This is a genomic window from Alcaligenes sp. PF14, assembly GCF_037150615.1.
In the GTDB taxonomy this organism is placed as follows: domain Bacteria; phylum Pseudomonadota; class Gammaproteobacteria; order Burkholderiales; family Burkholderiaceae_B; genus Alcaligenes; species Alcaligenes phenolicus.
Genome location: NZ_JBAGRS010000003.1, coordinates 125157 through 138351, shown reverse-complemented (window position 1 = coordinate 138351; position 13195 = coordinate 125157). Strand labels below are relative to the sequence as shown.

The following is a 13195-nucleotide window of genomic DNA, read 5'->3' as shown; positions in this document are numbered from 1 at the left end:
GAGTCAGGCTCCCCGTTCTATAGGCTGCGAGCAATGGCCTGCACCTTGCAGCGCGCCGTTGCCAAAATGTTCACGCACAACTGGGCGTAGCTGGTGCCCTCTGCTTTGGCTGCCATGGGCACCAAAGAGTGGCTGGTCATGCCCGGAGAGGTATTCATCTCCAGCAGCCAGGGGCGGTTTTGCTCGTCCAGCATGAAATCGGCACGGCCCCAGCCTTCGCAGCCCAGTGCATTGAACGCACGAACAGACAGATCCTGGATATGTGCCGTCAATTCAGGCGACAGATCTGCAGGACAGAAGTACTGGGTTTCGTCCGAGTAATACTTGTGTTCAAAGTCGTAATTGCCTTGTGGGGCCACAATATCGATCACGGGCAAGGCACGTGCCTGGGCACCCACGCCGATGATGGGTACAGTCAATTCGCGACCACGAATGAATTGCTCAGCCAGCACGACGGTGTCGTAATGCATGGCGGTTTCAAAGGCGGCAACAGCCTCCTCGGCGCGGTCCACACGCACCACCCCCACGGTGGAACCTTCATGGGGCGGCTTCATGATCAGGGGCACACCCAGACGTTCAACCGCAGCGGCAACCTGGCTGACATGATCCAGCTGCGCAAAACCGGGAGTGGGCAAACCCAGGTGCTGCCAGATGTGCTTGGTCATGATCTTGTCCATGGCCAGGCCGGAGGCCATCACACCGCTGCCGGTGTAAGGAATGCCCATCCACTCCAAAGCACCCTGCAAGGTGCCGTCTTCGCCGTAACGACCATGCAAAGCAATAAACACGCGGTCAAAACCGGCCTGAGCCAGTTCGGTCAGTCCTTTCTCGCCCATATCGAACAAATGCGCATCCACGCCCATGCTGCACAGCGCTTCATGCACGCCTGCGCCAGACATCAAGGACACTTCACGTTCGGCGGACTTGCCGCCGTACAACACGCCGACCCGACCAAAATCCGCTGTCATGCCATTTCTCCCAATTGAGCAGGAATCCGGCTGATGGACCCTGCACCCATTACCAACACCACATCGCCGTCACGGACAAAGTCCAGAACGGCTTGTGCCATATCGCTGATTTCGGCCACGAAAATGGGTTCGACCTTGCCGAGCACACGCACTGCGCGACTCAAGGCTCGGCCATCGGCGGCCACAAGGGGAGCCTCACCGGCGGGATAGACCTCTCCAAGGAGGACCGCATCGGCCTGGCTAAGTACCTGCACGAAATCTTCAAAGCAATCACGGGTGCGTGTGTAGCGGTGCGGCTGGAATGCCAGCACGATACGGCGATCAGGCCAAGCACCACGTGCGGCCGCCAAGGTAGCAGCCATTTCGACAGGATGGTGACCATAATCGTCAACAACAGTAAACGTGCCACCACCCTGCGCCTGGGAAACCGGGAAGTCACCCACCATGGAGAAGCGACGCCCCACGCCGGTGAACTCTTTCAGACCACGGGCAATGACCTCGTCACTGACACCCAGCTCAGTGGCAACCGCAATGGCAGCCAAGGCATTGAGTACATTGTGCTTTCCGGGCAGATTCAGGCACACGGACAGCAGGGGAAGATCGCCTGTGGCCCCTTTGCGCTGCACATCAAAACACATGGTGGTGCCACGGCTTTCGATGTTGATCGCGCGGACCTGGGCATCGGTATCAATGCCGTAAGTCGTGACAGGACGCGATACAAAAGGAATGATTTCGCGCACATTCGCATCGTCGTTGCACACGATGGCGCTGCCGTAGAACGGCAGGCGGTGCGTGAAGTCGATGAAGGCGCTTTTCAGTCGGGCAACGTCATGGCCATAGGTGTCCATATGGTCGACGTCGATATTGGTGATGATGGCCATCACCGGCAACAGGTTCAGGAAAGAAGCATCGGACTCATCCGCTTCCACCACGATGTAATCGCCCTGCCCCAAGCGAGCATTGGCACCGGCCGAATTCAGGCGACCACCGATCACAAAGGTGGGGTCCAGATCAGCCGCGCCCAGCAGGCTGGCTACCAGGCTGGTGGTGGTGGTCTTGCCATGCGTACCAGCCACGGCAATGCCGCGCTTCAAGCGCATCAGCTCGGCCAGCATCAGGGCACGTGGCACCACCGGAATGCGGGCGGCACGCGCGGCCAGCACTTCGGGGTTGTCACCCGCAATGGCGGTGGAGGTGACGATCGCGCCCATGCCAGCGACGTTTTCGGCTTTATGGCCGATCACGATACGAGCACCCAGCTGTTCCAGGCGACGAGTTACCGCCGTTTCCTGAATATCCGAGCCACTGATGGCAAAGCCCAGGTTCAGCATGACTTCGGCAATGCCGCTCATGCCCGAGCCGCCAATCCCTACAAAATGAATATGTTGAATGCGGTGTTTCATCCCACCCTCCTTGCCGCCTGCTGACATGCTTCGGCAATCTGCTGCGTGGCATTCAACTGTGCATGTTCTTGCGCGTGGCTGGCCACACGACTTAGCTCTTCACGGTTCAGTCCTTGCAACCATTGCGCAAGCCACTGAGCCGTCAACTCCGATTGTTTCTTGAGCCACGCACCCGAGCATTCGCTCAGGTAGCGGGCGTTGGCTGTCTGGTGATCGTCAATCGCATGTGGCAGCGGCACGAACAGAGCTGCTACGCCGATTGCAGCCACTTCAGCTACCGTCATGGCACCGGCGCGGCAAATCAGCACATCGGCCTCTTTCATGGCCTGCGCCATATCGCCAATAAAGGCCTTGCAGTCGGCCTGCACCTGATTGTCCGCGTAGCTTTTCTGCAAGCTTTCCAGATGCTGCTGGCCGGACTGATGGGTTACATGCGGACGCTGCTCGGCAGGGATCAGCGCCATGGCCTCAGGCACCACTTTGTTCAGCGCTGCAGCCCCCAGGCTGCCGCCCACCACCAGAATACGTAGCGGTCCGCTGCGTTTGGCATAACGCTCGGCAGCCGAACCTTGGCCTACGAAAGCATCGCGCACCGGGTTGCCCACAGTTACTGCACCAGGCAAGGCACCGGGGAAGCCGGTCAACACACTGGTCGCCATTTTGGCCAGGTAGCGATTCGCCGTACCGGCCACCGCATTTTGCTCGTGCACTACCAGCGGGCAGCGCGACACAAAAGACATCAGGCCACCGGGGAAAGCCACGTAGCCGCCCATACCCAGTACCACATCCGGCTTGGCTTCCTGCAGGCAGCGATGCGCCTGCCAGCAGGCACGGATCAAAGTAAAGGGTAAGGAGAGCAATGCCTTCACGCCTTTGCCTCGTAGTCCGGAAAATCGCAGAGGCAGCATTTTAATCCCATGCTGTGGGACCAAGCTACCTTCCATGCGCTCGGGATGACCCAGCCACAACACTTGCCAGCCGCGTTGCTGCATGGCTTCAGCCACGGCCAGCCCGGGCATGATGTGCCCGCCTGTACCGCCTGCCATGATCAGGATGGTTGGAGTGCTCATGTGCGCTTACCTCGCATCATTTGCCGATTCTCAAAATCCACCCGCAGCAACAAGGCAAAAGCCACCAGATTCATCACAATGCCCGAACCGCCATAACTGACCAAAGGCAAGGTCAGCCCTTTGGTTGGCAACAAACCCAGCACCACACCAATATTGATAAAAGCCTGCACGCCAAACCACAGCGCCACACCTTGAGCGACGACACCGCTGAACAAGCGATCCATGGCGCAGGCCTGACGACCAATATTGAAGCTGCGCCATACGACAAAGCCAAAGGTCAGGACTAGAGCGGCCACGCCAACAAAGCCCAGCTCTTCGCCAATTACCGCGACAATGAAGTCGGTATGGGCTTCAGGCAGGTAATGCAGTTTTTCCACGCTGGAACCCAGACCCACGCCAAACCATTCGCCTCGGCCCAAAGCAATCAGCGAGTGCGACAACTGATAGGCACTGCCATAAGCATTGTCAGGATTCCAGGGGTCCAGATACACGAACAAACGTTCACGACGCCACGGTGAGAGCCAGATCAGCAAAAGGAAGCTGCTGACCATAATGCCCAGCAAGGCAGAGAACAACTTGCCGTTAATTCCGCCAATGAACAAAATGCCCACCGCAATGGCCACGATGACCATGAAGGCGCCCAAGTCAGGCTCCATCAACAGCAACACACCAACCAGACCCAGGGCCACCGCCATAGGCAGGAAACCTCGAATAAAGGTATGCAGGTGCTGCTGCTTGCGCACGGTGTAATCAGCGGCATACAGAACCATGGCTACTTTCATCAGCTCCGAAGGCTGGAAGTTGATGATGCCCAAAGGCAACCAGCGGCGTGCACCGTTTACTTCACGGCCAATGCCGGGAACCAGCACCACCAGCAGCAAGAAAATAGCCAGAGCAAACAGAGGCACGGCCAACTTCTGCCACACACGCAGCGGCACGGTAGCGGTAAACATGGCCAGCACCACACCCACCACAATGAACAAGGCGTGGCGAATTACAAAGTAGTAACGACCGTAGCTTTCATAGCGCGGTCCGTCTGCCAAAGCGATCGAGGCCGAATACACCATCAGCAAACCAAACAGGGTCAGCATCAGTGTGGCGGCCAGCAAGGGGCGATCAAACGCAGGCAATGCCGTGCGTCCGGGGCGTACGGCATTGACACCCGAGGTCAGCTCAGCAAACAGACTCATGCCGGCTCTCCTCTATCCAGTGCCATCTCGGTCACGGCGGCGACAAAACACATGCCGCGATGGTGATAGCTTTTGAACATATCCATGCTGGCGCAGGCCGGAGACAGCAAGACCACATCGCCCGAACGCGCCTGCTCGGCAGCAGCGTGCACAGCAGCTTCCAGACCCTCGCAGAAACGATGACGGACATCATGAGCGTCCAGAACAGAGGCAATCAGCTTGGCGTCCTGCCCAATCAAGAATACTTCGGCCACATTCGAGGCAGCCGCAACGGCCAGCGGCTCAAAATCCTGGCCTTTGCCCAAACCACCGGCAATCAGCCAGACACGCTGATCAAAACCGCGCAAGGCGGCAACAGTCGCGCCGACATTAGTACCTTTGCTGTCATCCAGATATTGAACACCGTCCAGCACACGCACCAGTTCGACTCGGTGCGGCTCACCTTGATAGGTGCGCAGACCATTGAGCAATTCAGCCCAACCCAGACCCAGACAACGAGCCAGCACCAAGGCTGCTTGGGCATTCAAGGCGTTGTGACGACCCTTGATCTGCAAAGCCTCAACCGGCATCAGGCGTTTCAAGCCACCTTTACCGCGCACGACAGGCTCAGCCGGTGCATTACGTTTTTTCAGGCCTGTGGCCGGCAGATCAAAATCGGTAGGCTCATTGGCCACCAACCACTGCATGCCGCCATCCGTCAGCAAGCCCATATCGCCCAGCAAAGCGGGCTGGTCCAAACCGAAGCTGCGCACCGACTCCTGGCTGGCATCGGGAATCATGGCCATAACGGCTGGATCATCACGATTGACCAAGGCCACATCACACATGCTGTACATGCGCTGCTTGGACTCAACGTAAGCGTCCATGCCGCCATGCCAGTCCAGATGATCCTGCGAAATATTCAGTACAACGCCAGCATCCGCCTGCAAGCTAAAAGTGCTATCCAGCTGGAAGCTGGACAACTCCAGCACCCAGACCTGAGGCAAGGCATTGTTTTCCAGAGCGTCGCACAGGGCGGTCAGCGCAGCAGGGCTGATATTGCCCACGGCCAGTGCAGAAACACCTGCCTGCTCCAGCAAGTGGCGCGTCATGGCCGTGACGGTAGTCTTGCCATTGGTGCCGGTAATGGCCACCACACGGCTTTCATGGCCTTGATCAGCCAAGTCTTTCAAGGCACGGGCAAATAGCTCGATCTCGCCAATGACTTCGATTCCACGATCTCGTGCCTGGCTTAAAAAGCCGGCCAGAGCAGGCTCCAGAGGCGACAAGCCGGGGCTGATCACCAGGGTATGCACGTCGTTCAGGCTATCGGCCTGCAGGGCATTTTGCCCCAGACGCGTATCCAGAGCCGAACTGCTCAGGGCCTGAAGCTTGTCCAGCCCCTGCACGTTCTCGCGTGTATCCGCCAAACGAATGCTGGCCCCCTGGACCAAAGACCAGCGAGCCGCAGCAAAGCCTGTCTCGCCTAACCCAAGGATAAGCATGAGACCGTCTTTACGGATCGAAGGAAAACTCAACGCATTCATCGCAATTTCAATGTAGACAGACCGACCATGACCAGCATCATGGTGATGATCCAGAAGCGAACCACCACCTGTGTTTCTTTCCAGCCGCCAACTTCAAAGTGATGGTGCAGCGGCGCCATACGGAACATTCGTCTGCCCTGCCCGTAGCGTTTCTTGGTGTACTTGAACCAGGTCACCTGCAGCATCACCGACAAGGTTTCCACCACAAACACGCCACCCATAATGAACAGCACGATTTCCTGGCGAACGATCACCGCGATCGTGCCCAGCGCACCGCCCAGGGCCAGCGCACCCACATCACCCATGAACACTTGGGCGGGATAGGCGTTGAACCACAAAAAGGCCAGACCCGCACCGGCAATGGCTGCACAGATCACCATCAACTCGCCCGCGCCGGGAATATAGGGGAACAAGAGATATTTGGAGTAGTCGACCCGGCCAACCACGTAGGCAAAAATACCCAAGGCAGCGCCCACCAGCACGGTAGGCATGATGGCCAGACCGTCCAGGCCGTCCGTCAGGTTGACGGCGTTGCTGGAGCCAACAATCACTGCCCAGGTCAGCACCACAAAGCCCAGCACACCCAGCGGGTAGCTGACGGACTTGAAGAACGGCACGATCAGGTCAGCCTGCGCAGGCAGGGGCATGGTGAAGCCGCTCAGGACCCACTCTTTGAACAAGGGCCACAGCTCGGTATTGGCAGGCACCGAAACGGCAAAGCTCAGGTACACGGCCGCAACCATACCGATCAAGGCTTGCCAGAAAAATTTCTGACGCGAGGACATGCCTTCGGGGTCACGATTGACGACTTTCTTGTAGTCGTCTGCCCAACCAATCCAGCCAAAACCAAAAGTCACCAGCAGAACGACCCACACAAAACGGTTGGTCCAGTCTGCCCACAACAAGGTACTGATACCGATAGAAATCAGGATCAGGACACCGCCCATGGTGGGGGTGCCATTCTTTTGCAAATGCGATTCAGGGCCGTAAGCGCGCACAGCCTGACCGATCTTCAGTTCGGTCAGCTTGCGAATCACCCAGGGACCTGCCAACAAGCCAATTGCCAGCGCAGTGGCGCTGGCCAAAATAGCACGCAGGGTGATGTACTCAAACACCCCAAAGGCGCGAATATGATCGTCCGATAGCCAGCGTGCCAGTTCAAGAAGCATGAGTGGCCCCTTCATTATGGGAGAAGTGGTTTTCCAGGGCGGCAACCACACGCTCCATACGGGCGCTGCGCGAACCCTTGATCAACACATGGGATGGCTCCAGGGCCAGCAGATAAGCCACCATGTCTTCCAAAGTCTCGAATTGATGCGCACGTGCACCAAAAGCCTGGGCAGCATGGCTGGCATCGCCACCCAAGGTCAGCAATTCATCCATGCCACGCTCTTTGGCGTAGGCACCCACTTCAGCGTGCAATTCGGAGCTGTTATCACCGATCTCGGCCATATTGCCCAGCACCAGCACCTTGCGGCCTTTCAGCTGTGCGAGCACATCAATGGCAGCACGTACCGAATCCGGATTGGCGTTGTAGGTGTCGTCAATCAACTGGTAACCGGAAGACAGTTGCTTGGGCTGCATACGGCCCGTGACAGGACGGAAGCTTTCCAAACCCTGCACAATCGCGCTCAACGGCGCACCGGCGGCATGTGCGCAAGCGGCAGCGGCCAAGGCATTGCGCAGGTTGTGAATACCGGGGCTGTTCAAGGTCAGGGCAGCAGACTGGCCTGCCACATGCAACACAAAACGGGTTTGAGCTGGCTCGACAAACATATCGGCCGCAAAGACCGTTTCCTGACCGCTCAGGCCAAAGCGCAATACGGGACGCTGACCAGCCTGCTCAGCCCACATGGCGCTGAAGGCATCATCATCAGGAATCACCAGCGCGCCATCTTGTGGCAGCGCGTCAATCACGGCACCGTTTTCACGAGCCACTGCTTCCACACTGTGCATGAACTCCTGGTGTTCACGCTGTGCGTTATTGATCAGGGCGATCGTGGGGCGAGCCATGGACGCCAGCACGGCGATTTCGCCGGGATGGTTCATGCCCATTTCCAGAACGGCGGCTTTGTGCTCGGAGCTCAAACGCAGGATGGACAGGGGTACACCCAGATCGTTGTTCAAATTACCGCGAGTTGCCAGGCTTTCTGCTTCGCCCAACCAGGCGCGCAAGATCGCGGCAATCATTTCCTTGGTCGTGGTCTTGCCATTGCTGCCGGTCACGCCGATGACAGGGATGTCAAAGCGCGAGCGCCACTCGGTCGCCAAGGTCATCAGCGCACGACGCGTATCGCCCAGCACAATTTGTGGCAGTTCGACTTCGGCATCACGCTGAGCCACGAGGGCCGCCACAGCGCCCTGCTCTTTCGCTTTTTCCAGATAGCGATGACCATCGAACTGCTCGCCGCTCAGGGCCAGGAACACATCACCTTTGCTCAGACTGCGGGAATCGGTGCTCAAACGCACGCCACGCAACCACAGCAAGGCGGCTTTGGCCCAGTCGGAATCATCAAACACAGAACGCTCGCCCTGGACTTCCTGATAGGTTTCGTGGCCCTTACCGGCCAGCAAAACAATATCTTCAGGGCTGGCAGCCCAGATCGAAGACAGGATGGCGCGAGCCCGATCCATTTGCACGGCCGGCGCTTCAGGCATACCAGCCACGATCTGACGAATGATTTCGGCAGGATCTTCAAAACGTGGGTTGTCGGTCGTAACCAGAACGCTGTCGGCCAGACGGGCCGCCACTTCACCCATAATGGGGCGCTTGGCCGTGTCGCGGTTACCGCCGCAACCAAATACGCAAATCAGCTTGCCGCCACGTACGCTGGCCACTTCACGCAAGGCTTGCAGGGCGCGTTCCAGTGCATCGGCAGTATGAGCGTAATCCACCACGACCAAAGGCAAGGGCTGACGACCTGCGGTGCTCTTGGGCGTCACAATTTGCAAACGGCCAGGCACGGACTCCAGCTTGTCCATGATGCGGGCGATCTTGGACACAGGCCAGCCCACTTCCTGCAGTACACCCGCCACCAACAGAAGGTTAGCCACGTTATGCTCGCCCAGCAAGTGGGTCAAAATTTGTGCGGTGCCGTGAGCGGTCACCAGATTGAATACCTGGCCGTCGGCACCGGTATGCACGTCCTGAGCCAGCAGATCCACCTCGGGCTGGCTCATGGAGTAGGAAATCACACGGGCAGCCAGACCGGCCTGCATCAATTCACGACCTGTTTCATCGTCTGCATTCACGACGGCGCTACGCAGACCGGGCCAACTGAACAGGCGCAGCTTGGCCTGTTTGTACTCTTCCATGCTGTGGTGATAGTCCAGATGGTCATGCGTCAGGTTGGTGAACCCGGCAATATCAATACGGACACCATCCAGACGGCCTTGTTCCAGACCAATGGACGAGGCTTCCAGGGCCACGGCATTGCCGCCTTGAGCGCGAATAGCAGCCAGGCTACGGTGTACGGTCAGCACGTCCGGCGTGGTCAGAACGCCACCCAGATTGGAGCCATCAGGCAAGGTCACGCCCAGCGTACCGATCGTGCCGCAAGGCACTTGGGAATGATTCAAGGCCGACGCCACCCACTGCACGGTGGACGTCTTGCCATTGGTGCCGGTCACCGCCACGACAGTCATGGCCTCGGAAGGACGGCCCCACCATTCGTGGGCCACTTCACCCAGCAAGCCCCCCAGATTGGGAACCTGCAAAACAGGCACACCGGGATCAACTGCTTGATCGCCCTGCTCGCGCACAATGGCCACTGCACCTTGCTGCACAGCCTGAACTTCGTACTCACGACCATCACCCTGATGGCCGCGGCAGGCGAAAAACGCATCACCCGCCTTGATCTGGCGGGAATCCAAACACAGATTAGCCGTGGGCGCTACATGCTGCGCCAGCCACTCCAATATTGCTGCGGCGTTCATCGTACATTCTCCGCACCGGGGCCAACGGCCACCAGCGAATCTATGGGCGCATCAGGCTGGACACCTAGGCGTCGCAAGCTCCGGGCCACAATTTCTGAAAAAATCGGCGCGGCAATACGCCCGCCGTAATAATTGGAACTATGTGGTTCGTCAATCGTGACGGCCACCACAATGCGAGGGTCGGAGACAGGCGCGAAGCCGACAAAAGAGCCGCGATACAAGGACTTGCTGTAACGACCATCCACAATCTTGCGGGCCGTGCCGCTCTTGCCAGCGACGCGATAGCCTTGCACCTGAGCCAGACGGGCACCGGCTGGGCCCGCCGCAGCTTCCAGCATGGCGCGAACTTCCGCGGCCACTTTAGGGGTGTAAACCTGAACGCTGGCGGGCTTGCCTTCGCGCTTGAGCAAAGTCATGGAAACCATGTCGCCATTACGCGCAAACGCCGTGTAGGCGTGGGCAATTTGCAGCAGGGAAACCGACAGGCCATAGCCATACGACATGGTGGCGCGCTCGATGGGACGCCAGCGCTCCCAGGGGCGCAGTCTTCCGCTGGCAATACCGGGAAAATCGGCCTGCGGAGAACGGCCAAAACCCAGCTCGGTAAACTTGTTCCACATTTCCTGCGAAGTCAGGCGCTCGGAAATCATGGTCATGCCAATATTGCTGGACCGACGCAAAATACCGGCAGCATCCAGCATGCCATTGTTGCGACTAACGTCACTGATCACACTACCTTGGTAGCGGTACTGACCATTGCCCGTGTTGAACTGGGTGGCGGTGGTGATGCGGTTGATATCCAGTGCCAGAGCCACGGTAAACGGCTTCATGATGGAACCGGGCTCAAAGGTGTCGGTCAAGGCACGGTTACGCAGGGCCGGACCCTTGCGATCGTCCCGGTCGTTGGGGTTGTAGGTAGGCAAGTTAACCAGGGCCAGAATCTCCCCGGTTTTCACGTCCATGACCACGGCCGCAGCGGCATTGGCCTTGACGTCTTCCATACCTTTTTTCAAGGCGGTGTAAGCGTCGAACTGCAAGCCGGCATCAATGGACAAGTGCAAGTCCTGACCGTGGGTAGGCGGGATGATGGCGCGCACGTCCTCCACCACACGTCCCAGACGGTCACGAATTACGCGGCGCGAACCGGGCGTGCCGGACAAGGCGGAGTTGAAGGCAAGCTCAATGCCCTCGATGCCCTGGTCTTCAATATTCGTAAAGCCCACAATGTGCGCCATGACATCCCCTTCGGGGTAGAAACGACGCATTTCTTCTTGTTGGTGGATACCAGGGATCTTCAGTTCAGCAATTTGAGCGGCCACATCCACATCCACCTGACGCTTGATGTAGACGAAGTTACGATCTTCAACGGACAGACGACGCTCGATATCGGACTGCCCCATACCAAGGAGCTTGGCCAACTGACCGATCTGCTCGGGTTTGGCATTCCGAGCATCATCAGGAATAGCCCAGATGGCTTTGACAGGCACACTGGAGGCCAGCACCACAGAACCCGTACGATCAAAAACCTTGCCACGCATGGGCGGCAGCACCTGGGTGCGCTCGTAACGGCGCTCGCCTTGCTGCTGCAAAAATTCGGTAGACAGGCCCTGCAAATACAAAGCCTTGACGATCAGGGCGCCAAACCCCAGAAACAAGAGGACCAGCACCAAACGCGAGCGCCAGAATGGAATCTGGACGCTCAGGACGGGATTTTCGTGATAGCCGAATCGTTTCATGGCCGCCCTCCGGACTGCACCTGGGTCGAGCTCAGCTCACCCCCTTGCAAATAGAGAGTGCGCTCGGGAGAGCTCAGCACCAGGCCCAATTCGTTGCGACCAATATCGTCCACGCGGGCGTTACGGGCCAGCTCGGCCCGTTCCAGTTGCAGACGACGCCAGTCCGTATCCAGTTCACCGGCTTTGGTGACCAGACGATCGGTTTGCACAAACAGCTCGCGCGCCTGATAGCGCGCCGTCACCAAAGAGATGGCCGAAAGCATCAACACCAAAGAGAGGGTGATGACCAGGCGCATCATCGGCGGCCTCGCTTGCCGGCGGGCTGTCGGCTATAGGCGGCCTGTTGCAGCAGACGCTCGCTGGCGTTGCGCATCCAGTCCTGGGGGATGGGGGTGTCGGTGCGTTGCACCACACGTAATACCGCCGAGCGGGCTCGGGGGTTGTCGCTGGACTCCTCGTCGGTGGGCAAGATTCTGCCCAAAGACTGCACCAGAGGCTGGGGCAAGTCTTTTTCCAGGATAGGTAGACGTGACTGTTCCTGCGCGGGACGCGCAGCTGCGTTCATGAACTGTTTGACCATGCGGTCCTCCAGTGAATGAAATGCAATCACCGCAAGCCTGCCCCGAGTCGCCAATCGACTCAGAATTGACGGAAGCGCGTGCGCGAGCTCTTCGAGCTCACGATTGAGGTAAATCCGTATAGCCTGGAAGGTCCTGGTTGCCGGATGTTGACCCTTTTCGCGCGTGCGGACGACACCGGCGACGAGCTCGGCGAGATCACGCGTTGTATGTAGCGGGCGGGATTGGCGGCGATCAACAATCGCCTTTGCAATCTGGAAAGCAAACCGTTCTTCGCCATATTCTGCAATGACCTCCTTTAAAACTTCTACGCTGACCTCGGCCAGCCACTGTTCAGCGGTCAAACCACCGCTGGTATCCATGCGCATGTCCAACGGACCTTCGCGCATAAAAGAGAAACCTCGTTCTGCGTCGTCGATTTGTGGCGAGGAAATGCCCAAATCCATCATGACGCCTTGCAATGGCCCCACATCCAGCTCGTCCAGAGCCTGGGCCAAATCACCAAAACCACTATGTACAACCGTCACACGACTATCTTGTGCTGCCAGCTCCTGGGCCACGGCGATCGCTTGCGGATCCTTGTCGATCACGATCAGGCGCCCCTGGGGACTCAAGTGCGACAACAACAGACGGCTGTGACCACCACGACCAAAAGTGCAATCGACGTACACACCATCGGCCAAACCCTGGATTTCAGGGTTTTGCGCCCAGCGCCGGGCCTCAAAGGACGGATCCACGAGGGCCGCCACCGTAGGCTCCAGCAGCACGGATCGATGTACCAGCGTCAT

General features: G+C 58.4%; 10 protein-coding genes. All 10 read right to left on the bottom strand.

What is annotated here, in order from left to right:
• Positions 1-17: 17 nt before the first annotated feature.
• From WFM49_RS07685 to rsmH, 10 genes are read right to left on the bottom strand one after another with little or no spacing between them, the layout of a single operon-like run.
• Positions 18-968 carry a D-alanine--D-alanine ligase gene (locus WFM49_RS07685; RefSeq protein ID WP_035271076.1) on the bottom strand — a complete coding sequence of 317 codons (951 nt, stop codon included), beginning with the start codon at positions 966-968 and terminating at the stop codon, positions 18-20.
• The gene (gene murC, locus WFM49_RS07680; protein ID WP_022983453.1) at positions 965-2371 is read right to left on the bottom strand and encodes a UDP-N-acetylmuramate--L-alanine ligase; all 1407 of its coding nucleotides are present in this window, start codon (positions 2369-2371) and stop codon (positions 965-967) included. The genes WFM49_RS07685 and murC overlap by 4 nt, the downstream gene beginning before the upstream one ends.
• Complete coding sequence (gene murG / locus WFM49_RS07675; RefSeq protein WP_009455043.1) at positions 2368-3441, bottom strand: undecaprenyldiphospho-muramoylpentapeptide beta-N-acetylglucosaminyltransferase; 1074 nt, start codon at positions 3439-3441, stop codon at positions 2368-2370. The genes murC and murG overlap by 4 nt, the downstream gene beginning before the upstream one ends.
• The gene (gene ftsW / locus WFM49_RS07670; protein WP_026485176.1) at positions 3438-4631 is read right to left on the bottom strand and encodes a putative lipid II flippase FtsW; all 1194 of its coding nucleotides are present in this window, start codon (positions 4629-4631) and stop codon (positions 3438-3440) included. The genes murG and ftsW overlap by 4 nt, the downstream gene beginning before the upstream one ends.
• Positions 4628-6157: a UDP-N-acetylmuramoyl-L-alanine--D-glutamate ligase gene (murD, locus tag WFM49_RS07665; protein ID WP_336972664.1), complete on the bottom strand. Its 1530-nt coding sequence runs from the start codon at positions 6155-6157 to the stop codon at positions 4628-4630. The genes ftsW and murD overlap by 4 nt, the downstream gene beginning before the upstream one ends.
• Positions 6154-7326, bottom strand: coding sequence for a phospho-N-acetylmuramoyl-pentapeptide-transferase (mraY, locus tag WFM49_RS07660; RefSeq protein ID WP_009455045.1), 1173 nt, complete (start codon positions 7324-7326; stop codon positions 6154-6156). The genes murD and mraY overlap by 4 nt, the downstream gene beginning before the upstream one ends.
• Positions 7316-10093 carry a bifunctional UDP-N-acetylmuramoyl-L-alanyl-D-glutamate--2,6-diaminopimelate ligase MurE/UDP-N-acetylmuramoyl-tripeptide--D-alanyl-D-alanine ligase MurF gene (gene murF / locus WFM49_RS07655; protein WP_336972662.1) on the bottom strand — a complete coding sequence of 926 codons (2778 nt, stop codon included), beginning with the start codon at positions 10091-10093 and terminating at the stop codon, positions 7316-7318. Before murF ends, mraY begins: the two co-directional genes overlap by 11 nt.
• Positions 10090-11829 (bottom strand): peptidoglycan D,D-transpeptidase FtsI family protein, encoded by a 1740-nt coding sequence (locus tag WFM49_RS07650; RefSeq protein ID WP_035271088.1) that lies wholly within the window; start codon positions 11827-11829, stop codon positions 10090-10092. The genes murF and WFM49_RS07650 overlap by 4 nt, the downstream gene beginning before the upstream one ends.
• On the bottom strand, positions 11826-12128 hold the full coding sequence (gene ftsL, locus WFM49_RS07645) for a cell division protein FtsL (RefSeq protein ID WP_009455049.1): 303 nt from the start codon (positions 12126-12128) through the stop codon (positions 11826-11828). The genes WFM49_RS07650 and ftsL overlap by 4 nt, the downstream gene beginning before the upstream one ends.
• Positions 12125-13195 (bottom strand): 16S rRNA (cytosine(1402)-N(4))-methyltransferase RsmH, encoded by a 1071-nt coding sequence (gene rsmH / locus WFM49_RS07640; RefSeq protein ID WP_336972659.1) that lies wholly within the window; start codon positions 13193-13195, stop codon positions 12125-12127. Before rsmH ends, ftsL begins: the two co-directional genes overlap by 4 nt.